Genomic DNA, 26,373 nt, shown 5'->3' with positions numbered 1-26,373 from the left:
GCATGGCAGCAGCATGGGCCAAGACGGAAGTGATACCGCCAGTGCCCCCTTCGCGGGGGGCGGCAAGTGGACCCGGCGCGGGGAATGGCTGGAAGCCATGCCTGGCCGGGTCATTACGTCGGCTGCCGACAGAACGGCAGCCATCGATGCCTGGCTGCTGGGCGTAGCTGGCATGCCGGAGAAGCTGCACGCCCGGCTGCGCCGCGAGGACGGCATCCAGTGGAGGGGCGACCGGCTGCGGCTGGCCTTGTTCCCCCACAGGGAAGCGGGAATAGAGCCGGTATGGCAGGAAGCTGCGGCTAAGGTGCTGTTCGAGGACGACTTTTGCCTCGTGGTCCATAAGCCTGCGGGTATGGCAGTTCATCCGGACGGCAGCAGCACCGAGGTGACGCTGGATCATATCGTTGCTGCGCATTATGCGGCTTCCGGCGGAGGGATTGCCATCCGCCATATCCACCGGCTGGACAAGGATACTACCGGACCCGTGCTGTATGCGAAGAACGAATATGCCCAGCTTGTGCTGGATGAAGATATGCGTGAGAAGAAGGTATCCCGCCTGTATGCCGCGATTGTTGAAGGCGCAGTGCCGCCTGAGCTTACAGTGATCGATGCCCCCATCGGCCGTGACCGCCATCATGCGGCGCGCAGACGGGTATCCCCTGGAGGGCAAGCGGCGGTAACACGGATTGTGGGGCGTGAAGCCCTGCCCGGCGGAACCGTAGTGAAGCTGCAGCTGGAGACGGGCCGGACGCACCAGATTCGTGTCCACCTCAGCCATGCGGGTCATCCGCTGTTCGGGGATGATCTCTACGGCGGATCGGGCTGGCATACCGCGGGTATTCCCTCTTTATATGATGAGAAGCCCCCGCGTACGAAGCCTGGTCAGGTGAAGTCTGCCATTACAGCCTGGTTTGAAGAGCAGGAGAAGGCAGGCCTTACCCCTGGTCTGCAAGTCTCCGGCAAGCAGCCAGCTCCACCTTCCAAGCTGGGAGTCACGGCGAAGAAGGAGAGTTCCGACCGCCAGGCGTTGCATGGCGAGAAGCTGATTTTCGCCCATCCCTGGACCCGCATCAAGATCGAAGTATCTGATCCCTGGCCGGAGGATATGCGCCGTCTGCGCCAGCAAATCGGCGGCGTAGATCAGGAGTAGGCCATTAACCAAGTGGGCCTGTGAACTTAAGGTAATTCTTCTGTGAAGCTAAGGTAAGTCAATATAATCTATGCCCAGCCGGGCCGCGTTTCTCTAATATCTGGAGGATTGCGGCTCGGCTTTTAGTTGTTGTTCAGCATGACCTCCCCTCCAGCCGGAACATCGAACAATAAGTGGATTTATGCTATTTAATTTACGCCCCATTGCTCTCCGAGAAGTGTTAAGTGGATTTAGGGCATCTAATTTTCTCAATATGTCGTATGTGTTCATTTGCAGCTTATATAAGTGATGTTTTTCCAACTGTTGCCGGATATTCGTAGATTTACTGGTGAACAGTTGCCCTTTTTCCACTTAATTAATTGAAGCTACCTGTTCGCTCGCCTCCCCTCTGATACAATTCTGCTCTCAAGCCCGTCTTACTAGTATGAGGAGATGATTTGGCAGTGAGCATGAGATGGAATCGCAGAGTGTTAGGAATTTTAGCCGCCTCGACCCTGGTGATTACCGCCGGAATAATGCTGGTTGTGCAGCTGGACAATAAATATGGCGTACTGGGTCTGGTTGCCCAGCTTCAGAGCTTCCAGGTGAGGGTAGACAATCAGTCAGACTTTGAGCTGAGTATTCTGGAGACAGGAGTGGTAACCAGCGCAGCAGCGGAGGCGTCAGTAGACGAAGTTGGCAAGATTCTCAAAAGCGGAAAAACAATAAAAATCAAACCCCGGCTGACCTTAAGCGGTGAGGGCGGCATTTACCTGAAGTATTCAGACCCGAGAGAACCGGATGTTTCCAGAACCGTCGGAGTATGCTCCTACACCGAGACTTTATCCGGCTATTCCAAGGTTATTATTACGAATGACAAGGTGACAATCGAACAAAACTGCAGCTAATCTATACACAATCCATATATTTGCAGATTTCTAGTAACATTTGTAACTGACGGGCTTCCAATATATTGATAAATATATTATGTAAGCGCAGTCTATTTGATGAACTGGGGGAATATTTGTGAAAAAAGTTACTAAGTTAATGCTCGTGGCCGGCATCTCATTGGCACTTGTCGGGGTAGGGAACAGCGGCGCCCTGAACAATGTCACTTCGGCAGCGAGCGCACCGCTTAAGGTAGGCCGGGTGGAAGCGGCTGCCCATGGCACCAAATGCTTCACCGTAGCGGTTGCTGTAGTCCAGAATGGCGTGATCGTTGCGGCTTCACTGGATGATTATCAGTTCCTGGGCACCGATGTAGCCACTGGCGTACCGAACTCGGACAAGGATTTCGGCCAGAACTACAAAGATCCGAACATGGTACTGGCCTCCAAGAAGACCAACGCCAAATATTACAGTGAGCACATGACGGAAGAAGCCAAATCAACAGTATCCTATGACAAGAACCTGGCTGCCATCGAGAAATTCGCAACAGGCAAAACTATAAAATCCCTTGAAGCTACACTGACTAACAAAAGCAAAGAGCAAGTCGTTGATGCTGTAAGCGGTGCAACTCTGGTGGATACCCAAGGTTACCTGAAGGCCATTCTAAGCGCAGCCAAAGCTGCAAAATAATTAACAGTTCCATCTATTTAACCGATGTTAACCCCTTCATGGCTGCGGCTGTGGAGGGGTTTTGCTATGCTGTTTCCATTTGTCTCCAGACCGGCTCCGCTGTTCAAGAGAGTGGCACCCCTGCAATTATGGGTATAACAGTAATAAGTACAAAGACATCAGTATTCGTGAGTATTCATAACTGGGGGGAAGGCCATGAAATGGCAGGGCAGAAGAGGCAGTTCTAATGTGGAAGACCGCAGAGGCCGCGGCGGCGGAAGCGGGGGCAAGCTGATCGGCGGCGGAATTAGCGGGATCGTGATTATAGTGATTGTTACGCTGCTGAGCGGAGGGAATATCGGTGATATTATGGGGAATCTGACCTCAACCGGTTCGGGCACGAACTCAAATGTCCCCTATGAACAGAGCGCACAGGAGAAGGAGCTATCCGAGTTCGTATCTGTGGTGCTGGCCGATACCGAGGATGTCTGGTCCGATATTTTCAAGGAGCAGGGGATGACTTACCAGGACCCGACGCTTGTGCTCTACAGCGGCAGCGTGAACTCTGCCTGCGGAACCGCCAGCTCCGCCGTCGGCCCGTTCTATTGTCCGGGGGATGCCAAGCTGTATATCGATCTCAGCTTCTATGATGAGCTGCAGCAGCAGTTCAAGGCGCCTGGCGACTTCGCCATGGCGTATGTAATTGCCCATGAGGTAGGTCATCATGTACAGACGCTGCTGGGCGCTTCCAAGCAGCTGAATGCAGAACGCCAGCGCCTCAGCGAGACTGAATTCAACAAGGTTCAGGTCCGCTTCGAGCTGCAGGCCGATTATTATGCCGGGGTATGGGCCCATCATGCCCAGGGGATGAATCTGCTTGAGGAAGGGGACCTCGAAGAGGCGCTGACTGCCGCGAGCGCGGTGGGGGATGATACGATCCAAAAGCGGGCGCAGGGATATGTGGTGCCCGACAGCTTCACGCACGGCACCTCCGAAGAGCGTAAGCGCTGGTTCTATAAAGGTTTTAACTCTGGCACGATTGCCGGTGGAGATACCTTCAAGGCTGCTGAACTGTAGCCACCTGCATCAGGAACAACAAGAGCCGCTCTTCCGGTTGCCGGAGGGCGGTTCTTGTTCTTATTGGGGATATTACTATGAGGAGCAGTTTCTGCTCCGCCGCGAAGCTGTGATGTATGCGAAAAACAGCATGCAATGTGCTGCCGTGCAGGCGCCCGGGCCGGATGTATGCCAAAAACAGCATACATTCGGCGGGTTCTGCCCGGCCCCCACAGGCCGTCCCCCTGCGCGGGAACGTGTGCTTACAGCTGCACATCGTTCCGGTAAGAAAGGCGGTTGCGGCCAAGCTTCTTGGACTCCAGCAGGAGCTGGTCGGCGTAGACGTACCCTTTTTCCATAGAAGTCTTCTGGTCCGGATCAGCCTTATAGTAAAAGAGTCCGAAGGATGCCGAATATGGCACGCGGATCATCTGCTCCTCGAATTCTGCACTTACGCTGTGATCATGAAGGCTGTCCAGAATCTCCTGAATCTGTGTCCTGCACTCCTCGAAGGTCTTGTCCCTCAGCAGCAGTGTGAACTCTTCCCCGCCGCTGCGGAACAGGATGTCTCCCTCCTGCAAATGCTTCTGCAGCGTCTGCGCAAAATGAACAATGACCCGGTCGCCGACGGCGTGGTTATAGGTGTCGTTGATTTTTTTGAACCGGTCGATGTCCGCCACTACAATTCCGATGTACTCCCCGCTCTGGTTCAGCTCCTTCATCATCTTGTCCATATGCGCCCGGTTATAGGTTCCGGTCAGGAAGTCGCGGTAAGCCATCTGCTCGAATTTGTCGCGTTCATACTTGTGCTGGGCACTCTGTGATTTGGAATAGAACGAGATACTGACAACATAGTTGAGCACGAACAGGGCGATCAGCATCTCCCATTTCTCCATTTGCAGCAGCCGCAGCAGCAGAGCATTGCTCAAGGCGACCTTGCTGAAGTCCAGCAGACTCCGGCTCCGCAGGAGCAGGTTCCGCGCTTCACCGCGTGTCTTGATATCTCCCGACAGGGCAAAGGTCAGCACCAGGAAGGTGGAGGACAGCAGGGTTGTGACGCAGACCACAAGCAGGAACAGCAGCCAGTATCCGAGCGGAAGCTTGTCCGCCAGGGGAGAGAGCGCCGTATACAGATAGTACGCAGCAGATCCGCCCAGTGTGAACGCGCCGATATTATAGAAGGTATCCAGCAACTCTCCGGGATCGTCGGTTTTTGTTTTCTTTTTATAGAAATATACGATGAACCGGTATACCGTCTCGAACAGGAACGTGCCGAGCGGACCGGCAAAAATCCCGAATGAGGAGGTATAGCTGATTGCATAATCGATTGTAGAGTTCCCGCTCCGGGTCACAATCCGCAATTGGAAGTAGATGCTCGAGAAGATAGTGTATAGCAGTAATGCTTTTATATAGGTGGCGTCCAGGACTACAGCATGCGCGTGAATGAAAGCTATAGCCAGGGAGGCGACAAATAGGAAAAGGTCAAATACCCTCGCTTTTGACATGTCGGAAATTTCCTTTCAGGATTTATACCGATTATACCCGAAAAGACGATTCTTGATTAAAAGTTATTTTCAAAATTTGTATTGAATGACCATATATCCATTTCCGCCTGTCTGCAACCTTCATATACTATCCTGGCTAAGGTGGAGCAGACTGCTCCTGTGCCTCTAAATAAATCTATAAACCGGGGAGAGGAATGCATGAAGATATTGCTGGTCACCTACTGGGGCCTTACCAATATGGGCGGGATTTGGACGTATATGAAGCAGCTGGCAGACAAGCTGGGCGAGCAGGGCCATTCCGTTACAGTGATGGGCAGCCATGTGGAGAACAATACATTGTATCTGCTGAACCGGACAGAGTCTTTTGATAAAAAAGCGTTCTATTCGCTTCTGCTGCCCCGGCTTGATATCGGCCGGTTTCCCTCGCTGCATCTGGAGCATGGCATCTTAAGCTTTGAGCTGGGGCGTTACGTATTCGAGGGCGGCGCCGCTGTGCTTGGGCTGGAGGAATATGATGTCATTCATGCCCAGGACCCTATCGCCTCCTATGCGCTGCGGCGGATCATGCGCCGTCCTGTTCCGCTGGTCGCAAGTGTTCATGGGGCATTGACCAAGGAGACCTACTATGAGTACAAGGGACTTGAGCCCGGACTGACCCGGGAGGCCTATGAGCAGCGGCCGATCTGGAGATATTTCCGCAAGCTTGAGACACTGGGGGCCCAGGCGGCTGACCAGATTCTGGTCTCATCGGAGTGGATAGGACAGCTTACGCAGAGTCTGGGCGTCAGCCAAGGACGTATCCATACCTTGCCGTACGGGCTGGACCTGCATCAATATGCTGCCCGGGCCGCAGAGACGCCGCCGCTTCAATTTGCAGAAGGAATCCCTGTGATCATGTATGCCGGGCGTCTTGAATATATCAAAGGCGTCCATGTGCTGATAGAGGCGCTAGGGATTCTGCAGCAGCGCTGTCAGCAGTGGATCTGTGCGGTGGCTGGAATCGGCAGCCTCCTGGAGGAGCTCATGGAGCAGACCCGCCGGCTGGGTATCGCGGATAAGGTCCATTTCACCGGGAAGCTGAACAACATTCCGGCTGCACTCCGGGCAGCCGACATCTATGTGCAGCCCTCCCTTCAGGACACGCAGCCCTTCTCGGTTACGGAAGCGCAGCTTGCCGGGATCGCGCCGATTGTCGCCGGAACCGCAGGCATGCCGGAGATGGTCCGGCAGGGAGAGACGGGCTGGATTGTTCCTCCCGGAGATGCCGCGCAGCTCGCCCTGCAGATCGAGCAGCTGCTGGGGGATGAGGAACTGAGAAGACGCACCGGCCTCCAGGCTAAGCAGTGGGCAGAGCAGACCCGTTCGCTGGATGTCATGGCTGCGGGTACGCTGAATGTATACCAGAGAGCGGTCAGTCTGCGGGCGGGCCGGCCGGCAATTCCGGATTACCTTCGGTTTGAGGAAGAACCGGGAGCGGGTGCGCTGCCGGCAGCTTTTCATCCGGCGGATGTGCTTAACGAGTGTAGTCCGGGGAATCCGCTTGCCGTAACGCTGCGTGTCAAGCTTCCACAGCACTACTCTATTCCTGATGCACGTACAGCCCTTTCTCCCCTGGGATAGACGCTGTCCGCAATTGAAGCGGCAAAGTTGTCATGCCTGCCTGATTGAAGCATATACATGAGGGGAGTAACATTTTGGGCTTATACTCTGGGCTTGTCTCAGGGATAGATTATGCCAAGAAGGAGGACATTTCCCGTGTTTGACCAGTCCCATGGCTTGCGGTTTGATATTTATGAACGCATTCACCTTTCGGAAGAGCTTCCGGGAATAGCAGAGCTGGAGGAAGTCGAGCTGGTTCCCGACATCCAGGTCATCCAGCGTGAGGACCGGGCTGAACTGCACGGACAACTGCTGCTCACCGGACTCTACCGGGGGGAGGATGACCTTACACAACGTCTGGAGCATGCAATTCCCGTTGAAATCACTGTTCCGCTGACCCGGGTCAGCTCACTTGATGACATAGGGGTGGAGATCGAGAATTTCGATATTGATCTGCTGACAATGCGAACCGTCAACATTACCGGAGTGCTCTCGCTGCGCGGAATCGGAAGTGCAGATGCACAGCCGGCCTGGCAGCAGGAGGAATACACGGTAGCGTATTCGCCGGAGGCAGGAGACGGCAATACGTCTGAGGAGAAATTACGCAGTCCGGAGAATGATACCCTGTATGAGAATTCGCTTTGGACCTATGGCGAGGGGGCGTCCGAGGGCTCTGAAGAAGATCAGAGCTCTGCTGATCCGGCTGAGGCTGCAGCTGAGCCGCTGTATGCGGAAGACGCTGCGTACACCCAGCCCGCTGCCTATCTCTCCACACCCCTGAAGGACAAGGAACCCAGAGCAAGGACCCATAGCCTGGATACGGCTTCTTCGGCAGGCAGCGCCGTCTTGAACACAGTGGATCATTGGGGCAATGCGAAGCTTCATGCCGCAACGCAGCCTGAGCCGGTGCTAACCTCCGCTGCCAATGATGCTGCTGCGCTGTTTGCCGGGAACGAAGAAGGGGAGGCGGCAGAGGAGATCCAGGCCACAGACAATGAGGTCTTCCTGTCTGCGGAATCTCTGGCTCCCCCGGAAGAGAAGCAGGATCTCAAGGTTGCCCTTGGCAGCAAAAAAGAACCGGGAGCCGCCGAGCAGGAGCCGCTCACCTTCTCTTCGCTGCTCAGCGCAAGCCGCGCCAACAGAGAGCAGGAGGAACTGCTCGCGGGCGATATTGACTCTGTAGCGGAGGCTGTCCCTGAGCCCGGCAATGATACAGCGTGGAAGAGCCGGTTCATCGGCGGCATGGGCGGAACGGAGCTGTTCCGCAAGGTAAGGCTCTGCATCGTGCAGCGGGAAGAGACGCTGGATACCATAGCCGAGAAATACCAGCTAAGCACCCGGGAGCTGACCATGTATAACCGGCTGTCCGGCCAGGTTGTAGAAGAGGGACAGGTATTATACATCCCTTGAGATTGATGATGCGCGGAGAATTCAGGCTTAACAGGAACAGCCCTTTCCTTACGGATGGGGCTGTTCCTGTTTCTTTGTGAAGCGATGAAGTGATTTTTATTATGCGGTCTGTATATAAGATCTCCGCTTCTGGTTTACAAACCGTTCAGCCGGGGGTAATAGTCACTACCGGCCTACATACATTACACATTCAGGCAGCTATGCGCTGGTACACCACTTCTGGAAGGATGATCACTCACATGAAGAGAAAAGTGGCAGCCACTGCGGCCGCACTAAGCTTGACGCTCACAGTCTCGGCCGGTGTCTACGCCGCCAGCAATCTGCAGGAGATCAAGGCGCTCCTGAACAACAAAATCGGGATCGTCGTGAATGGTCAGGCATACACGCCAAAAGACGGCAACGGCAAAACCCTCGCCCCGATTACCTACAACGGCATCACTTATCTGCCTGTACGCTCTATCGGCGAAGCACTGAACACCGCTGTCACTTATGATGCTGCAACCAGCCGGGTCATCATCGGTGATGCGGCTGCTCCGGCTGTCTCCTCCGGAGGCTCGTCCGCAGGAACACCAGCGGATTCTGTGAAGCGCCCGAAGAGCCTGCCGGCGGACTTCCCGCTTCCGGCGGACGCGAAGATATATGATCTGATCGAAGGCTCGGCGACCGGCAAGCCGTCTGCGACCTTCAGCTACCGTACGAAGCAGAGTCTGGAGACGCTCGGCAATACGTATAAGGACTATTTTGTACAAAAAGGAGCTACCTCCAAGTCCGAGGAAGTCTCAGCCTCAGCCTTCTCGATTATTGATGCCGGAAGCACATTCTCCGTTACGCTGGATGGCGCTCCCGGAACAGGCAGCAATCAGGGCTTCAATGTGGTTCAAGTGATCTGGAGCGGGGAGTAAGCGCCAAGGTTCGTCTGCTGCGCGCCCTTTGTGTATATGCTGGTTGACTAGGGATAACACTGAATGTATTATTGAACTAAGTAATAACTAGCTTAAAGACTGGGAACGGGAAGAGTAGGCGGTCAGCCCTTCAGAGAGCGGGATTATCATTGGTGTGAATTCCCGCAGGATGCAGCCCCCGAAGTCGCCCCGGAGTTGCCCTTCTGAGCTTGTCTTCATCATGAAGACCGGTTAGGATGCGGCCGGTTGCAGCCGTTACCCTGCATGAGTGTCGCGCTAAGCTTTAGGAACCTGCAAGGGAACTTAAGGCAGTGGTTTATTTTTTGTTGGCGCGAAACAAAGGTGGTACCGCGAAAGAATGGCCTTTCGTCCTTTGAGACGAAGGGCCTTTTTGTATTCTCAGAAACCGCTAGCTACTCAATACATTTAACAGTGGAGGGTTCACAATGGCTGATAACAACAATGCAGCAGCAGAGCTGCCGAACGGGCAGGAAGCGGTAGAAGCTACCGCTTCAGCTAATCACAAGCAGAGCGACATGCCGACTACATATGATCCGGGAGCGGCAGAGAAGAAATGGTATGCGTACTGGATGGAGAAGGGCTTCTTCGAAGCCGGCAAGCGGCCGGATGCGGAGCCTTACAGCATCGTGATTCCGCCGCCGAATGTAACAGGAATGCTGCATATCGGACACGCGCTGGATTTCACGCTTCAGGATGTGCTGATCCGTACCAAGCGGATGCAGGGATATGATACCCTGTGGCTGCCGGGTACGGACCATGCAGGGATTGCTACGCAGACCAAGGTAGAGCAGAAGCTGCGCCAGCAGGGAATTTCCCGCCATGATCTGGGACGCGAGAAGTTCCTGGAGCAGGTATGGGACTGGAAAGACCAGTATGCCCAGACCATTCATGACCAGTGGGCCAAGATGGGCCTGTCCCTCGATTACTCCCGCGAACGCTTCACCTTTGATGATGGAATGAAGAAGGCGGTAAGTAAGGTATTTGTGGAGCTGTACCAGAAGGGCCTGATCTATCGCGGCAAGCGGATTATTAACTGGGACCCGGCTGCCCGTACAGCGCTCTCGGATATCGAGGTTGAATACAAGGAAGTGAACGGGCATCTGTACCATCTGCGTTATCCGCTTAAGGATGGCAGCGGCCATATCACGGTGGCTACCACACGGCCTGAGACGATGCTGGGCGATACAGCCGTAGCAGTACACCCGGAAGATGACCGTTACAAGCATTTGATTGGCCAGGCGCTGGTCCTGCCGATAATAGGCAGAGAGATTCCGGTTATTGCTGATGATTACGTAGATAAGGAGTTCGGCAGCGGTGCGGTTAAGATTACACCGGCGCATGATCCGAACGACTTCGAGATGGGAGTCCGCCATAACCTTCCGCAGATCAACGTAATGGATGAAGGCGGAGTGATGAACGAGGAAGCGGGCGCTTACCAGGGAATGGACCGCAGCGACTGCCGTAAGGCCATCGTAGCTGACCTGAAGGAGCAAGGCGTGCTGATCTCCATTGAGGATCACGTACATCAGGTTGGGCACAGTGAGCGTTCGGGGGCTGTTGTAGAGCCTTATCTGTCCACCCAGTGGTTCGTCAAAATGCAGCCGCTGGCTGAAGCAGCCATCGCTGCACAGAAGGACGGCGACGGGGTTCACTTCGTGCCGGACCGCTTCGAGAAGACGTACCTGAACTGGATTGAGAATGTCCGCGACTGGTGTATCTCCCGCCAATTGTGGTGGGGTCACCGGATTCCGGCCTGGTACTCCGAATCTACCGGGGAGCTTGTAGTAGCACATGATGAAGAAGAAGCGCGCCGCATCAGCGGGCTGTCCGACCTGAAGCAGGATGAAGATGTTCTGGATACCTGGTTCAGCTCCAACCTCTGGCCGTTTGCTACCTTAGGCTGGCCTGACGGGGAGAGCAGTGACTATCAGCGTTACTATCCGAACAACGTACTGGTTACCGGATACGATATCATCTACTTCTGGGTAGCGCGGATGATTTTCTCAGCCATGGAATTCACAGGCCAGAAGCCGTTCTCCGATGTGCTGATGCACGGACTCGTACGCGATGCCGAAGGACGCAAGATGTCCAAGTCTCTGGGCAACGGTATCGATCCGCTGGATGTTATCGAGCAGTACGGCGCTGACGCCATGCGCTATATGATTACTACCGGCAGTACAGCGGGCCAGGATCTGCGGTTCCGTATGGAAAAGGTAGAGCAGGCGCGCAATTTTGCCAACAAGATCTGGAATGCCTCCCGGTTCGCGCTGATGAATCTGGAAGGCGTATCCTTTGAAGATATTGACATTACAGGAGAGCTTGGCACAGCAGACCGCTGGATTCTGCACCGCCTGAACGAAACTTCCCGCGATATTACGCGTCTAATTGACTCGTACGAGTTCGGCGAGACCGGACGCCTGCTCTACAACTTCATCTGGGATGATCTGTGCGACTGGTATATCGAATTTGCCAAGCTCTCGCTGTACGGAGCGGACGCAGCTGCCAAGGCCAAGACACAGTCTGTTCTGGCTTATGTACTGGACCGCACATTGCGCCTGATTCACCCGTTCATGCCTTTCATTACGGAGGAAATCTGGCAGCATCTGCCGCATCAGGGCGAATCCATCACCTTGGCAGAATGGCCGAAGTACGATGCGGCGCTTGAGAATCCGCAGGCGGTATCAGAGATGAACCTGCTGATGGATATCATCCGGGCTGTTCGCGGTATCCGTGCGGAAGTGAATGCGCCAATGAGCAAGAAGGTTGAGCTGATCATCAAGGCCGGCAGCCAGGACACCCTGGACATTATTTCCCGCAATGACAATTACATCGGGCGCTTCTGCAACACCTCTTCGTTCGAAGCAGGTCTTGCGCCGCAGACGCCGGATAAAATGATGTCCGCCGTGGTTACCGGAGCGGAGCTGCTTCTGCCGCTGTCCGGTCTGATCGATATCGATCAGGAGATTATCCGTCTCGAAAAAGAAGTTCAGACCTTGAACAGCGAAGTGGAGCGTGTGGAGAAGAAGCTCAGTAATCAGGGTTTTGTGGCCAAAGCTCCGGCGAAAGTTATCGAAGAGGAACGGGCGAAGCAGGCGGATTATTCCGACAGACGCGAGAAAGTGCTGGCCCGTATTGCAGAGCTGAGAGGATAACAGACATGGAAGAGATCACCTGGAGCGGCGCTGCCGCTCCCTTAAATTCTTATACAGAAGCGGTAGACTGGATCAACAGCCTGATTCCTTTTGGAATCCGGCCGGGTCTGGAGCGGATAGAGCTTCTAATGGAGAAGCTGGGACATCCGCACCGGAAGCTTAAGTTCATTCATGTGGCCGGGACGAACGGCAAGGGCTCAACCTGCGCCTTTTTGACCTCGGCCCTTATTCAGAGCGGATATTCGGTGGGGACCTTTACCTCTCCTTATATCACGAAGTTCACGAACCGGTTCCAGTACAACGGGACGGATATTCCTGAGGAGACGCTGCTTGCGCTTGCCAATCAGCTGCGTCCGCTGGCCCGGGAGATTGCGGGCACTGAGCTGGGCTCACCGACCATGTTCGAGGTGGCGACGGCGCTCGCGATTCTCTATTACGGCGAAGTCTGTTATCCCGATGTAGTCGTATGGGAGACGGGGCTTGGGGGAAGGCTGGATGTAACGAATATCGTCACTCCGGTTGTGTCGGTCATTACTAATGTTGGACATGACCATACCGATGTGCTGGGAGATACGCTTACGCTAATTGCCGGCGAGAAGGCCGGGATTATTAAGCCGGGCGTTCCTGTAGTCAGCTGTGTGAGCCAGCCCGAAGCTGTAGCTGTATTGAAGGCCAAGGCGGCGGCTACCCGTTCGACACTCTATTTAGCGGGAGAAGATTTCAGCTATAGCGGAGTTGAACTGAGAGACGGCTGCCAGCACTTCACCTTCAACGGGCCGTTCCGGGGGCTTGAGCTGGACATTGCCATGAAAGGCGAACACCAGCTGCAGAATGCAGCCGGAGCAATGATGGTCCTTGAGGTGCTGAGGCAGTATATGGCCTTCATGCTGGAGGACGAGGATGTGCTGGAGGGCTTCCGCGGCACATTCTGGGCCGGAAGACTGGAGGAAGTGAGCACCTCGCCCAGAATTATTCTGGACGGCGCGCACAATCCGGAAGGGGCTGAGAGCCTCGCGAAGAGCCTTCCGCAGTTCCAGCCTTACGGTAAATTAAATTTGCTCATGGGGATGCTGGCAAATAAGCATCACGAGTCGTATCTCAAGCATATACTGCCTATAGTGGATACGCTCATCCTGACCGAACCGGATTTCCGTAAGAAAATGGACGCGGAAGATCTGCAGGCGATCGCAGAAAATCTGCGGAGTAAATATGCCAAGGAAAACTTGGAAATCATAGTAGAACGTAATTGGGGCCAAGCGCTGCAGAAGCTGCAGACGATCACAGCGGACGATGACCTCGCAGTTGTGTCCGGAACGCTGTATTTGATTTCTGATGTGCGCAGTACGCTTTTACGGCAACCCGATTCTGAAAAAGGCTGGTGACGAACTGTTGGATACTACTGAACGTGTGCATTTTATAGGGATCGGCGGCTATGGTATGAGCGCGATTGCCCGGGTGATGCTGGAGATGGGATATACAGTTACAGGCTCTGACGTAGCTGCCCAGGAGTTAACGGAGAAATTGATAGCAAAAGGTGCCAAGGTCTTCATCGGGCATACGGCGGAGCAGGTAAAAGGTGCGGATCTGGTCGTCTATTCCACGGCACTTGCCGCGGATAATGTGGAATGGGTGGAAGCAGAGCGTCTGAAAATACCGGTTCTGCACCGCTCGCAGATGCTGGCCCGGCTGCTGAATGAACGCAAGGGCGTTGCGGTGGCCGGAGCGCACGGCAAGACTACCACCTCATCCATGATTGCTCTGGTTATGGAAGACTGCGGCGTGGACCCTACCTACATTATCGGCGGGGAGATTATGAATGTCGGCACGAATGCCAAAGCGGGACAAGGGGAATTCGTCGTGGCAGAGGCCGATGAGAGTGACGGCTCGTTCCTGCAATACCATCCTTGGCTGGGAATCGTTACGAACATTGAAGCCGACCATCTGGAGAACTACGGCGGCGACTTCGGCAAGCTGAAGGATGCTTATGTTCAGTTCATGAATCAGCTGCGCGAGGACGGGACAGCTATCGTATGTGCGGATGATGAGAATCTGAAATCCCTGCTGCCTAAGGTAAAAGGTAAAGTGATCAGCTACGGGATCGAATCAGAGACGGCTGATTATACAGCGACTGATATTGTCCTCGGTGACCGTCAGGTATCGTATACCATGAATCATGGAACTGAGGTATTAGGCCGTATTGAGCTCTCTATTCCGGGACAATACAATCTGTATAACTCTATGGCGGCAGTGATTTCTTGTCTGAAATCAGGCATTGCCTTTGAAGCCATTGCGGCTGCGATTGTGAAGTTCCACGGCGCCAAAAGACGCTTCCAGGTGCTGGGCGAGGTTGACGAGATTCTCATCATTGATGATTACGCACATCATCCAACAGAGATTCAGGCTACGATCAGCGCCGCCAAGGCAACCGGCAAACGCATTATCGCCGTGTTCCAGCCGCAGCGCTACACACGTACCTTCTTCCTGCTGGATGCGTTCAGCCGCGCGTTCAGCGAAGCGGATGAAGTGATTATTACCGATATCTACTCCCCTGCGGGAGAGAAGCAGATAGAGGGAGTCACCTCCGCTAAGCTGGTAGAGCTGATTGTGCAGAACAGCAACGCCGGTGCACGGCATCTGCCGACTAAGGAAGATGTGCTGGCAGACCTGCAGAACCGTATTGCTCCCGGTGATCTGGTCATCACCATGGGTGCAGGCGATATCTGGAAGGTCGCTTATGCGCTGGCAGATAGCCTGAAGAACCGGTAATATTTCGCGAAACATCAAACGTTAAAGTAGCAGCGATTTTCCCGTTATGGGAGAATTGCTGCTTTTTGTTTAAATAGATAAGAACTTATGTGACATTATCCATATGGTTGGTTGTTTCGTATCCCGCTTAAACAGCAGAGCGTCCACCCGAGTGCCCACGTTGATCCTGCTCAAAGTTAACAATGATATTGCCGATATAAGCTGTGAATGTTATCGTTCGGATAGAGCAGGTATATCCGCATAGTTCGGTGGTGTGTTGATGGGCTTTCAGCTTGATATTAAGTCGCTGTTATACTTGTTCATTCTGGGAAATTTATTTTCCGGCCTGATGATTACGTTTTACCGCTACCACTTCCCCAAAGACATTGCCTCCAGTCTATTCATTGCCTCCAAGTGGATTCAGGTGATCTTCTGGAGCTCCATTCTGCTGTGGGACTATATTCCCCATAGAATCGCTGTACCTCTGAGCAATGCGCTCATTCTGGCCGGCGGAGGGCTGGAGATTGCTGCGCTGATGATGATGATGGGCATGCTGGACGGCCGGGCGAAGCTCTATTATCTGGTAATCACGGCAGGGAGCATACTCAGCTTCGTTGTCGTTGCCCTGTTCTTCAACCATCCCAATATACGGGTCGCAACAACCTCGCTATGGGTCATGCTGTTTGTGCTCTACCCAGGCTGCCGCTTGACAGCGAGCCCGGAGCGTTCTCCGCTCCAGAAGATACTCGCCGCCGTATTTTATGCGATTGCAGCGGTGATGCTCCTCAGGTCATTTGTTGCGCTGGCGGTGGAACCGGATATGGGCCCGCTGACGGCTAATCCGGCGCAGTATTTATATTATCTCGGGATGTTCCTGATGCTGATTGGAGGGCTTGCCGCCTTTATCCTCCTCTCCAATGAGCATTCCTACCAGAAACTGAAGCGTATCGCTACCTACGACAGCCTGACGGGGATTCTGGGCCGCAGGGCTTTCCTGTTGGAAGCCGAACTGAAGCTGGCGCTTGCCGCCAAGAAGAGTGAATATTGTACCTTACTGCTGCTGGATCTGGATCATTTCAAAAAAGTGAATGATACCTACGGGCATGACACAGGCGATACTGTACTGCAGGATTTCGCGCTCACTGCCGAGAGTACGCTTGCGGGCGGCGACTTGTTCGGACGGGTAGGCGGAGAGGAATTCGCCATTCTGCTGTACGGGCAGGACGCGCAGAGCAGCAGCCATCAGGCGGAAGCGCTGCGGGAGACACTTAAGGAGGCTTCTGTACACAGTCTGCCCAGCGGATATACGGTCAGTATCGGTATAATATCAGTGCTGCCCGAACAGCATACCAGCTTGAACACACTCTACAAGCTTTGTGATCTGGCACTCTATCAGGCGAAGCAAGAAGGCCGGGACCGTGTGGTCAGGGTCCGGGTAGACGAACCTTCGAATACATATCATACATATACATATCGCTAAACAAAGGGGTGGGCATAATGGCAGCCGGCTTGGATTTGAAGACATTGCTGGCTTGTCTTTTTTTCGGCAATCTATTTACGGTTCTGCTTATTCTGGCATACCGGCCCAGTTATCCGAAAGAGAAGACAACCCCGCTGTTCCTGACAGCCAAAATTCTGCAGCTCGCTATTCTGCAGCTGCTGTTATTAGAGGAAATTCAAGATTTCCCATTCGTGCTTCCAAGTATTATTCTCTTGAGCGTGGCTGCAGGAACTGCGGAGATTCTGGCCCTGCTGAAGAAGCTGGAAGCCGATTCCGAACAAATGAAGCAAAGGTATTACGCGCTGGCCGGAATATCGGCGATAGGTTTGCTGCTGCTTTACCTGCTGCATCCGGATGTTCCCCGGCTGATCGCAGCATCTGCGCTAACGGGTGCCATTCTGCTGCTCTATCCGGCTTATCTGTTATCCTGGAAGGTGAGAAAGACCCCGCTGCAGGAAATTACGGGTATGCTGTACGGCGTGGCTATCCTTTCTCTACTCAGTAAGGCCAGCGGCCTGTTCTATCTTTCGCCGGCCGGCTCGATTGCAGCGGCATGGCTGCAGAGCTTTTTCTATGCCGGGATCTATCTGTTGATGTTCCTTGGAACTGCGGGCTTCATGCTGCTCTCCCGGGAACAGTCCTATGCGGAGCTGGAGCGTGTGGCGACGTATGATGAACTGACGGGCGTCTTGAACCGCAGGGCGTTCGTGCTGCGTGCCCAGCCTCTGATTGCTGCCGCCGCGAAGGAGGTGGTGCCCTTCTCGTTCATGCTGCTGGATGTGGACCACTTCAAGCAGGTTAATGACACCTATGGCCATGATACGGGGGACCGGGTGCTGCAGGATTTCGCCCGCAGAATTGAGCGCGAGCTCGGCAGCGGGGACCTCTTCGGAAGATTCGGGGACGAGGAATTCGCGGTGCTGCTGCACAGGTCGGATGAGGAAGACGGTGAGAGAATAGCAGAGCGGCTGCGCTGCTCGGTGCTTGGTGCGACTGTCGAAGGCATGCCGCTCTCCTATACAGTCAGCATTGGTCTGATTACGATTCTCTCCGGGGAACGCGTGCCGCTTAGCACCCTATACAAACTGAGCGATACCGCCCTATATGAGGCGAAGCAGCGGGGAAGGAACTGTGTAGTCAGGAATTACAGCTATCCGGGCAAGGTGCCGGAAGCCGGTATTTTGACAAAGTAGAAATGGCAGTTAGCTAGCAAGCCGAATGTCAGCGATTCTCCGTTTACCGGGGGACCGCTTTTTTTAGCTATATATGATCCTTCTATTTTTGCTGAAACGGTACAACCTGAATTTGGGTAATAGATCCTAGATGTCCCGGGCCGTCCAGGGCAATTGATCAATGGAAAGTAGGAGAACAAGCCATGAAGGAGCCGTTGCTATTCATTTCCGCAGAGAATCCATATCCGCAGGATAGCGGGGGCAAGCTGAGAACAGGCAATATTCTGAAGCTTCTGCTCGCCAAATATGAGGTGGAGCTTATCACCTATGCCAACCCCAGGAAGACAGGGACGCCGGAGGAACTTCCGTCACTTACGGTACATGAAGTAGAGCGTACGGTCAGCTACCGCAGTGCGCTTCTCCGTTCCCTGTATACCTGGCGGAATTGTTCTTATATGAGCCATGTCGATGTGGACATGAAGGCTAAGATTATAGAGCTCTGCAGCCGGAAGTCCTATGGTCATGTATTTATTTCGCACAGCCTGCTGGGCTGCTGCATCGATATTGTACAGCGCTGCCTGCCTGACACTGTGATCATTACCGATGCGCATAATTTCGAGAGCGGATTGTCTGCACAGCTGGCAGGCGGGAAAAAGGGGATCGCCAAAGTCTATTATTCCCTTAATGCTGTATGGACGCGCCAGGATGAGCTTAAGCTGATGGATAAGACTAATCTGCTGCTGACCACTTCGGAAGAGGATGCTCTGGCCTTCAAGGCACTGGCCCCCAGCCAGTCGCAGAAAGTCCATGTCATTCCCAATTTCATACGCATGGAGGATTACCGGGCCAAGACGCAGTTGTCCAAGGAAAAGTGGATTATTCTTCCGGGTAATATGAACTACTTCCCCAATATTAACGCAGCCCTCTACTTCTACCGTGAGGTATATCCTCTGGTTAAGGCAAGGGTACCGGACATCAAGTGGTATATTGTCGGACGGGATGTGCATCCTGAGGTAGCGGCGCTGGCCTTGAAGGATTCCTCTATCGTCATCACCGGGTATGTGTACAGTGTGGCAGATTATATACGCAAGGCGCAGGTGGTCATAGCTCCGCTCCTGGAAGGCAGTGGGACACGGCTGAAAATTCTGGAGGCCTGGGCGCTGAGGACCCCTGTCGTATCCAGTTCCAAAGGGGCAGAAGGGCTGCTCTATGAGCATTCACAGAATATTATGATTGCCGATGACCCGGTTTCCTTTGCCGATAGTGTGACACTGCTGCTTCAGGATCATGAAAGAGGAGTAGTGCTCGCGGACCGTGCATACGAGACTCTGCTGGCAAATTATGAGGCGGAAAGTGTCAAGGATAAGCTGCTTCGTCTGGTCTGAAGGGATAGGGAAGGTAAAAAAAATTTTTTCCCCATAAATCGACAACCTTCTCAGGAGGACTGCGTTACTATAGATCTACATCGAAAGTTTCACATTTCTGGGCTGGATGTCATCCGGCCTTTTTTGTTTCGTACACATTCATACACATTTACATAGAACCAAGGAGCTATAGCCATGAGAGAGAGAATGTTGTTCCTTTCCGCCCGGAGTCACACGCCGGAAGACCGGGAGGGAGACATCAGAACAAAAAATTTCCTTGATATGCTGCTGGAGCGGTTTGACATTGATCTGCTGGAGTATTGCCACCACCGCCGCGAGACGCAGATTTTGCGCAGTCCTGCCCTGACCGTGCATCAGGTGAAGCGGCCTGCGTCCACCCGCAGAAGCCTGCTGTTTCCGCTGAACAGGCTCCGCAAGGATGCCTCGGTGATCGGCAATGACAAGTCGCTGCGGGCAGTAATTACCGAGATGTGCAGCCAGCACGACTACAGCCATGTGTTTGTCTCGTATGCGATGCTCGGCAATGGGCTGGATCTGGTCGCCTCACTGCTTCCCGGAGCCGTTATCGTCACAGACGCTCGCCGTGCCGGTGGCATACGGGTGCAGAGCCGGGCGGCTGGCAAGCGGGGAATCAGCACAGGCTACCGCAAACTGAATGATGCGCTGATCCGCCGGGAAGAGCGCCGGTTAATGAACAAGACCAGCCTGCTGCTGGCTGCTTCAGAAGAAGAGGCACTGTCCTTTAAGGCGGTATCCTTTGCTGATGCAGGCAAGGTGCATGTAGTTCCGCCGTACATTGATCTGAGCGAGCCTCCTTATGCGGCTGCTGGAGATACTGTCAAGGATAACTCCATTGTTCTGCACTGGGACATGCATTCCACTGACGGTAAGAATGCAGCACTGCTGTTCTTCAAGAAGGTATATCCGCTGATTCAGGCGGCAGTGCCGGATATCCGCTGCTGCATTATCAGTAGTGAGGTGCATGCAGAGGTCGCAGCTGTCGTCCAGAAGGACTCTTCTATTCTAATCATCAGCGAAGCTATACAGACAGCTGATTATATCCGCATGGCCAGAGCTGTGGTTACCTCATGCTGCGAGGACTGCGGGAGTCAGAGCAGCATTCTGGAGGCCTGGGCCCTCCGTACTCCGGTGGTCAGCAGCCTGAAGGGCTCGGAGGAGCTGATCTGCGAGCCGGGGCGAAATATTCTGCTGGCAGGAACAACGGCTGGCACTGCCGATCATCTGATCAGGCTGCTAACGACGCCGGAGCTTGGCTCCATTATTGCGAATCAGGCCTACCGGACGCTCAGCAAACATTATGCCGCAGACGGTGTGAAGGCGAAGCTGCTTAGTCTGGTGTAAATATATTAAAATAGCATATCTCTCTCGCATCTTTCATATCTATCAGTATAGAACTGAAGATCGCGAGGTGAGGGTATTGAATAACGGAAGAATGACATTCCGCTTCGACGGGGACCAGGGTAGACAGCGAACAGAGACGGTAGAGCGCCGGGCGGTGAACGAAACCGGTATAGTTCTGGAGGACAAGGAGACTGACAAGGTCCAGCGCGGGGGAGTTAAGACATCCTCCTATTCCAAGGCCGATGAATATATTGTGGATCTGGCCAAGGTGGAGTTGCCCCGGTCAGTAGAGGCAGCTTACATGAAGCCCCCAGGCTCTGGCCGCCGGAAAATGAAAGCTCCTGAGGATAACTATGATTTGGGGCTGTATTCTGTTGTCCGTCCTGCTTCTGCAAGGAATCTATGGGAACAGAGTGAAGATTCGGAGGAGCATTCCTTCTATGGAGGGTCAGATGAAGAAGGACTGCATTCAGCAGATGACTACTACCCGCTGCATGACGATAACCGTGAATCTGCTACAGACAGTTATGATCAATCCGGCGCTCAAGGGGATAGCTACGGCGGCTCTTATCATACCCGCCGCCCCTCGTATTGGTGGAAGTTCGCACTGTCCATCGCTGGAGCACTGGGAACGGGAATTCTGCTCGGATACGCAGCCCTGTCGTTCATCATAGGAGGGTCGGGAGAGAATGGTAAAGCTGCCGGCAATGCGGCGGTTAAGACGGGAATCACTCAGGGGCAAACGGCGGCAAACGGCGGTACACCGGCAGACATAACGGGTGTGCCTGCTGAGCAGATGGGAGAAGCGGTGATCGCACAAATTCCGGTTCAGGTTGCCCCGCAGAGCTATTATCTACTGCAATATGGTGTCTTCAGTACACCGGCAGGAGCGGAGCAGGCCCGGCAGGAGCTGCTGGCCGCAGGCCTTGCCGCAGGTCTTGACCCGGCAGACGGCAACCGTGTGTACGCCGGAATGTCTCCTGATCGTGAGCAGGCCAAGCTGCTCAGCAATGGCCTAAAGGGGCAGGGCATCGAGCTGTACGTGAGAGAAGTGGCCCTGCCAGCTGTGAATCAGGTCCGTTATACCGGAACGGCGGTGGCGGTGGACAGTTACTTCACACTCAGCAGCAAGCTGTTAAGCGAGCTGAGCAGCTTGTCTGCTTCCCTGCTTGGCGGGGGGAGCAGCGGAAACGCTGGCGGAGAGGTAAGTGATCTCCATATGCAGTGGACCCAGGCGGTCAAGGCGCTGGAGCCGGGCCTGACCCCGGAAGGGCAGAGAATCGCTGACGGGCTGGAGAAATCCATGAGCCAGGGAATAGCCGCCTTGAACGAATACAGCAAGAATAAAGCGGAGGGGCTGCTCTGGGAGGTGCAGGAGGCCATGATGAGCTTCCTGACCGGCCAGAAAAGCCTGTTGTCCGCCATGAGCTGACAACTGAGGCGTAAAGCGCCGCTGACTATAGGCTTAATAAATGATCCCCCGTACCAGGCGTATGCCCGGCGGGGGATTGCTATATTTCCAGAGGTAATCCTGTGGTGTGATAAAATCCGCAGGCTGCTTACGTGGTAAACATTCCCTGGATGGATTTTGAGTTTGTATTGCACTCCGTTTCACCGTATAATAATTAGGGTGTCAAAAAATGGCGAGGGAAGACTTGAATGAAGAAGAAAAATGTAGGAACACTGCTGTTATTTCTTATTCTAGGCTGGCTGGCCGGAGCCTGGATTGCCAAGCTGCTGGAACCTGTACAAGCTCTGTCTTTTCTTACAGCTTCGACTGTTCTCAAGTGGTCGCCGCAAGCCGATTTAGACATCATAACCTATGACATCACAATCCATTTGAAACTGTGCCTGCTCAGTCTTGCCGGAATTATTACAGCCGTATGGCTGTACCGCAGGCTGTAGCCTTAGCTGGCAGCATCAGGAAGGGACGTAATTACAGTGGAGCATGACAATTCGCGGCATATTATTCTGGCCTCAGGTTCGCCGCGGCGGCGTGAGCTGTTAGCCTCGCTTGGACTGCCTTTCGAGGTGCTGTCCAGCGATGCTGATGAGAGTACACCGCCCGAATGGAGCCCTGAAGCTATTGTACGGAATCTGGCTCTGCGTAAGGCAGAAGCTGTGATTCCTGTTGCCGGAGACCGTGATGCCGTTATCATCGGCAGCGACACGATTGTTGTGCTTGACGGAATGGTGCTCGGCAAGCCAGCGGATGAGCAGGACAGCGCCAGAATGCTGGGCATGCTGCAAGGCCGGACGCATCAGGTATACACCGGGGTGGCCTGCATCGGTTCCGCAGAGGGACGTACCCTGGTAGATCATAGGGTAACCTCTGTAACTATGAGAGCAATGAGCGAAGAGGAAATCTCCGCTTACATAGCGACCGGGGAGCCTGCCGACAAAGCCGGCTCTTACGCGATACAAGGACTGGGAGCCACCCTGGTGGAAGAAATTGAAGGCTGCTATTTTAACGTGGTCGGGCTGCCGCTGTCACTGCTGAGCGGTATGTTGTCCGGGTTTGGCATTTCGGTGCTGAACCGGTAAGGGTAGCCGAAGAAAGAAGGTTAGGGATGGAGTCGCAAACATTTATGCTGCGTGACCTCCCCCATGAAGAACGACCACGAGAGCGCTTGATGCATTATGGGGCGGAATCATTAAGTCAAGCGGAGCTTCTGGCTATTCTGCTGCGCACAGGTGCGCACCGTGAATCTGCCCTTCTTATCGCCCAGCGGCTCTTGAGCCATGCAGGCGGTCTCCGCGGACTGGCGGATCTGAGCATTGAAGAATTGACAACAATCAACGGCATCGGCCCTGCCAAGGCCGTGCAACTCAAAGCAGGCATAGAGCTGGGAAGACGCATGGCGAATTCCCGGCTTACCGAACCGGTCATTATCCGCAGTCCCCAGGACGCGGCGGAGATTCTGACCGAACAGCTGCGTTATTTGCAGAAGGAGCATTTTATCTGCCTGTTCCTGAATACGAAGAATCATGTTATTGCGCAGGAAACATTGTCCATGGGTAGCCTTAATGCCTCCATTGTGCATCCCCGCGAGGTGTTCCGGGCAGCCATGAAATGCAGCAGCGCAGCAATTATATGCGCACATAATCATCCGAGTGGTGATCCTACGCCGAGCCCTGAAGACATCTCCCTGACCTCTAGGTTGATGCAGGCAGGCGAAATTGTCGGCATTGATGTACTGGATCATCTGGTGATCGGAGACAGCAGCTACGTAAGTTTGAAAGAGAAAGGCTACATGTAATACAATTGTCTAGATTCACATGGAAAAGGAGCATACAAGATGTTAGGTGGTTTTACGAAAGACTTAGGAATTGACTTGGGGACAGCGAATACGCTTGTCTACGTGCGCGGTAAAGGGATCGTTGTCAGAGAGCCGTCCGTGGTAGCCATTAATACAGATAGCAAGACGATTGAAGCCGTAGGGGAATCTGCCAAAAAAATGATCGGACGCACGCCGGGCAACATCCGTGCCATCCGACCAATGAAGGACGGGGTCATCGCTGATTTCGATACTACAGCAACTATGATCAAATATTTCATCCGCCAGGCCCAGAAGCAGCGCTCGATGTTCCAGCGCCATCCGAATGTCATGGTGTGTGTGCCCTCCGGAATTACAGCCGTTGAACAACGTGCGGTAGAGGATGCTACGAAGCAGGCCGGAGCACGGGAAGCTTACATTATCGAGGAGCCATTTGCTGCTGCCATCGGTGCAGATCTTCCGGTATGGGAACCAACCGGCAGTATGGTTGTAGATATCGGCGGCGGAACTACCGAGGTTGCTGTAATCTCACTCGGCGGTATTGTTACCAGCCGTTCTGTACGCGTGGCTGGGGATGATGCGGATGAGTCTATCATCCAATACATCAAGCGTCAGTATAACCTTATGATCGGTGAACGCACCTCCGAGCAGCTCAAGATGGATGTGGGCTCTGCCCTGCCGCTTGAGAAGGCTGAGACGATGGAGATCCGCGGACGCGATCTGGTAACCGGTCTGCCGAAGACGCTGACCATTACCTCCGATGAAATCTGCGAAGCTCTGTCCGATACTGTGAATGCGATTGTTGAAGCCGTGAAGGTTACGCTGGAGAAATGTCCGCCGGAGCTGGCCGCTGATATTATGGACCGCGGCATTGTGCTTACGGGCGGCGGTGCGCTTCTGCGCAACCTGGACAAGCTGCTGGCGCGCGAGACCGGAATGCCGGTGATTGTGGCCGAGAATCCGCTGGACTGTGTTGCGATCGGCACAGGCAAGGCGCTGGAGAATATCCACTTGTTCAAGAGCCGCAGCAGTTCGGGTCTCCGCTCCAAACGCTAGGAACATGCGGACTGTGAACGTCAATCCCTGAGGTTGGAGAAATACGGTTATTAGAGGGTGCTCGAGATTGTTCAAGCTGTTTAACAATAAACGACTGTTTATATTGCTGATTACGCTGGTTACGTTTATCGTTCTGATGGGCTTCAGCCTGGGGCAGAGAAAGACCCTGTCCTGGCCGGAGAACTTCCTCAGAGATACGACCGGATTCGTGCAGAAATTGTTCTACAAGCCCGCTGGATACGTAGCGGGCTTCTTCCAAGATATCGGCACTCTGAATGAGCTGGCCGAAGAGAACAAGCAGCTTAAGATTCTCGCTGCACAGTACGCCCGGGATAAGGCGCAGTTAAATTTTATTAAAGCTGAGAATGAGGGCTACAAAAAGGATCTTAAATTTACGGAAGCCCAAAAAAACATGTATAAATATGAATATCTAATCGCCAATGTTGTCAGTGTAACGACAGAATCAGGCAATAATACCCTTGTCATTGATCTTGGGGAGAAGGATGGCATCCGGCTGAATATGTCTGTAACTTCTGTCGAGGGCCTTGTAGGAGTCATAAGTAATGTAAGTAAATTTACCTCTACTGTGAAACTGATGACAATGATGGATAGCAAAGACCCCAACTCACAGCCTCCTATATCGGCAACCGCTGTTAACAAGGAAGGCAAGACCTTTGGGATGATTGAGAGCTACGACCAGCAGACCGGAATGCTGCTGATGAACAAAATCCCCGTAGGCGATCCGATTGCCGAGGGTGATATGATTATTTCGTCTGGCGGCGGGGGGATGTATCCCCGTGGAATGACAATCGGCAAGGTGGAAGAAGTCAAGGTAGGACAATACGGGTTCACCTCTACAGCGATTATCAAGCCGGCGGCAGGATTCCAGGACTGGAAGGAACTCTTCGTTGTCTATACGGAGGAGCGTGTAGAATAGTGAGGATGCGCAGATCTGTCCTGGTACTTTTGTTATTCATTTTATTTATTCTGGAAGGCACAGTGCTTCCCTGGCTGATTCCTGACGGCTGGCAGATGCGGATTATTCCTAATCTCGTCTTCATCGTCATTCTGTTTGTAACGGTATACCATCACCGGCATACTGCACTTATTCTGGGCTTGTCGTTCGGTATGCTGCATGATGTGGTCTTCTATGGCCGCATACTGGGTGCTCATTCCTTCGCTATGGGTTTATCTGCGTACCTGATCGGGCTGATATTCCAGATTCCCCGCGCTCCGCTGCCGCTCATGATGACAGTGGTGCTGCTGGGCAGTCTGCTGGAGGACAGTATTCTTTTTGCCATTTATAATGTGTTTAATCTAAGCCAGGAGCCATATAATTGGGCGCTCTTGCATTATATGCTGCCTACCATGCTCATTCATTTTGCTGCAGGCCTGCTTGTCTACATTCCGCTCCGGCGACAGCTGGAGCTGCTGAAGAAAGAGACGCTTGATGAGGAAGCTGCCTAAGTGGCAGCGGTATTTTCTTATCGCCCAAAGAAGGAGTTTGCCCGGCCCGGCACGAATGAATGAGGATAGGGGGACA

21 protein-coding genes, 1 pseudogene and 1 other annotated feature are annotated in these 26,373 nt (G+C 53.7%); of the genes and pseudogenes, 21 read left to right on the top strand and 1 reads right to left on the bottom strand.

The genetic code is table 11. The features are described from left to right. Nucleotides 1–13: 13 nt before the first annotated feature. The 4 genes and pseudogenes from MKZ07_RS16190 to ypfJ all read left to right on the top strand — a co-directional run. Nucleotides 14–817 (top strand): annotated as a pseudogene (locus MKZ07_RS16190) (RluA family pseudouridine synthase); the annotation flags it as partial. Between the two features lie 776 nt (nucleotides 818–1,593). Continuing rightward, nucleotides 1,594–2,037, top strand: coding sequence for a hypothetical protein (locus MKZ07_RS16185; RefSeq protein ID WP_036698947.1), 444 nt, complete (start codon nucleotides 1,594–1,596; stop codon nucleotides 2,035–2,037). 118 nt (nucleotides 2,038–2,155) lie between these two features. Further along, nucleotides 2,156–2,707 carry a hypothetical protein gene (locus MKZ07_RS16180; protein WP_036698948.1) on the top strand — a complete coding sequence of 184 codons (552 nt, stop codon included), beginning with the start codon at nucleotides 2,156–2,158 and terminating at the stop codon, nucleotides 2,705–2,707. 195 nt (nucleotides 2,708–2,902) lie between these two features. Continuing rightward, on the top strand, nucleotides 2,903–3,763 hold the full coding sequence (ypfJ, locus tag MKZ07_RS16175) for a KPN_02809 family neutral zinc metallopeptidase (RefSeq protein ID WP_036698949.1): 861 nt from the start codon (nucleotides 2,903–2,905) through the stop codon (nucleotides 3,761–3,763). A gap of 242 nt (nucleotides 3,764–4,005) precedes the next feature. Here ypfJ and MKZ07_RS16170 read toward each other — a convergent pair whose 3' ends face one another. After that, nucleotides 4,006–5,247, bottom strand: coding sequence for a GGDEF domain-containing protein (locus MKZ07_RS16170; RefSeq protein WP_036698950.1), 1,242 nt, complete (start codon nucleotides 5,245–5,247; stop codon nucleotides 4,006–4,008). Between the two features lie 198 nt (nucleotides 5,248–5,445). On the opposite strand from MKZ07_RS16170, the gene MKZ07_RS16165 reads away from it, so the two are divergent. From MKZ07_RS16165 to mreD, 17 genes are all read left to right on the top strand, one after another. Beyond that, a complete protein-coding gene (locus MKZ07_RS16165) occupies nucleotides 5,446–6,867 on the top strand; it encodes a glycosyltransferase family 4 protein (protein ID WP_076162105.1) in 1,422 nt (473 codons plus the stop codon). Nucleotides 6,868–7,002: 135 nt separating this feature from the next. Further along, nucleotides 7,003–8,256: a LysM peptidoglycan-binding domain-containing protein gene (locus MKZ07_RS16160; protein ID WP_036698952.1), complete on the top strand. Its 1,254-nt coding sequence runs from the start codon at nucleotides 7,003–7,005 to the stop codon at nucleotides 8,254–8,256. A gap of 239 nt (nucleotides 8,257–8,495) precedes the next feature. After that, nucleotides 8,496–9,158, top strand: coding sequence for a stalk domain-containing protein (locus MKZ07_RS16155; protein ID WP_051493905.1), 663 nt, complete (start codon nucleotides 8,496–8,498; stop codon nucleotides 9,156–9,158). A 92-nt stretch (nucleotides 9,159–9,250) separates the two neighbouring features. Continuing rightward, nucleotides 9,251–9,535, top strand: a binding site (T-box leader). A gap of 159 nt (nucleotides 9,536–9,694) precedes the next feature. After that, a complete protein-coding gene (locus tag MKZ07_RS16150) occupies nucleotides 9,695–12,331 on the top strand; it encodes a valine--tRNA ligase (RefSeq protein ID WP_036699001.1) in 2,637 nt (878 codons plus the stop codon). A gap of 5 nt (nucleotides 12,332–12,336) precedes the next feature. Continuing rightward, a complete protein-coding gene (locus MKZ07_RS16145) occupies nucleotides 12,337–13,713 on the top strand; it encodes a bifunctional folylpolyglutamate synthase/dihydrofolate synthase (protein WP_036698953.1) in 1,377 nt (458 codons plus the stop codon). A gap of 7 nt (nucleotides 13,714–13,720) precedes the next feature. Then, nucleotides 13,721–15,097, top strand: coding sequence for a UDP-N-acetylmuramate--L-alanine ligase (murC, locus tag MKZ07_RS16140; protein WP_341026505.1), 1,377 nt, complete (start codon nucleotides 13,721–13,723; stop codon nucleotides 15,095–15,097). A gap of 259 nt (nucleotides 15,098–15,356) precedes the next feature. Then, nucleotides 15,357–16,556, top strand: coding sequence for a GGDEF domain-containing protein (locus MKZ07_RS16135; protein WP_036698959.1), 1,200 nt, complete (start codon nucleotides 15,357–15,359; stop codon nucleotides 16,554–16,556). Nucleotides 16,557–16,573: 17 nt separating this feature from the next. Further along, nucleotides 16,574–17,770 (top strand): GGDEF domain-containing protein, encoded by a 1,197-nt coding sequence (locus tag MKZ07_RS16130; RefSeq protein ID WP_341026504.1) that lies wholly within the window; start codon nucleotides 16,574–16,576, stop codon nucleotides 17,768–17,770. Nucleotides 17,771–17,952: 182 nt separating this feature from the next. Next, entirely contained in the window at nucleotides 17,953–19,134 is a 1,182-nt protein-coding gene (locus MKZ07_RS16125; protein ID WP_341026502.1) for a glycosyltransferase family 4 protein, read from the top strand. A 174-nt stretch (nucleotides 19,135–19,308) separates the two neighbouring features. Then, nucleotides 19,309–20,496 (top strand): glycosyltransferase, encoded by a 1,188-nt coding sequence (locus MKZ07_RS16120; RefSeq protein ID WP_036698965.1) that lies wholly within the window; start codon nucleotides 19,309–19,311, stop codon nucleotides 20,494–20,496. A 76-nt stretch (nucleotides 20,497–20,572) separates the two neighbouring features. After that, nucleotides 20,573–21,928, top strand: coding sequence for an SPOR domain-containing protein (locus MKZ07_RS16115; RefSeq protein ID WP_051493906.1), 1,356 nt, complete (start codon nucleotides 20,573–20,575; stop codon nucleotides 21,926–21,928). Between the two features lie 227 nt (nucleotides 21,929–22,155). Next, nucleotides 22,156–22,401: a DUF4321 domain-containing protein gene (locus MKZ07_RS16110; RefSeq protein WP_036698966.1), complete on the top strand. Its 246-nt coding sequence runs from the start codon at nucleotides 22,156–22,158 to the stop codon at nucleotides 22,399–22,401. 36 nt (nucleotides 22,402–22,437) lie between these two features. After that, nucleotides 22,438–23,040, top strand: coding sequence for a Maf family protein (locus MKZ07_RS16105; protein ID WP_036698967.1), 603 nt, complete (start codon nucleotides 22,438–22,440; stop codon nucleotides 23,038–23,040). A gap of 26 nt (nucleotides 23,041–23,066) precedes the next feature. Further along, nucleotides 23,067–23,756, top strand: coding sequence for a RadC family protein (gene radC / locus MKZ07_RS16100; RefSeq protein ID WP_036698968.1), 690 nt, complete (start codon nucleotides 23,067–23,069; stop codon nucleotides 23,754–23,756). Nucleotides 23,757–23,795: 39 nt separating this feature from the next. After that, nucleotides 23,796–24,830: a rod shape-determining protein gene (locus MKZ07_RS16095; protein ID WP_036698969.1), complete on the top strand. Its 1,035-nt coding sequence runs from the start codon at nucleotides 23,796–23,798 to the stop codon at nucleotides 24,828–24,830. 67 nt (nucleotides 24,831–24,897) lie between these two features. Next, nucleotides 24,898–25,767, top strand: coding sequence for a rod shape-determining protein MreC (gene mreC, locus MKZ07_RS16090; protein ID WP_235218519.1), 870 nt, complete (start codon nucleotides 24,898–24,900; stop codon nucleotides 25,765–25,767). After that, the gene (gene mreD, locus MKZ07_RS16085; protein WP_341026499.1) at nucleotides 25,767–26,297 is read left to right on the top strand and encodes a rod shape-determining protein MreD; all 531 of its coding nucleotides are present in this window, start codon (nucleotides 25,767–25,769) and stop codon (nucleotides 26,295–26,297) included. The genes mreC and mreD overlap by 1 nt, the downstream gene beginning before the upstream one ends. Nucleotides 26,298–26,373 lie beyond the last annotated feature (76 nt).

It is taken from the genome of Paenibacillus sp. FSL P4-0338 (genome assembly GCF_038002365.1).
GTDB lineage: Bacteria > Bacillota > Bacilli > Paenibacillales > Paenibacillaceae > Paenibacillus_AQ.
Note: the sequence above shows the minus strand (reverse complement) of the source record. Positions and strands in the feature narration are given on the sequence as shown.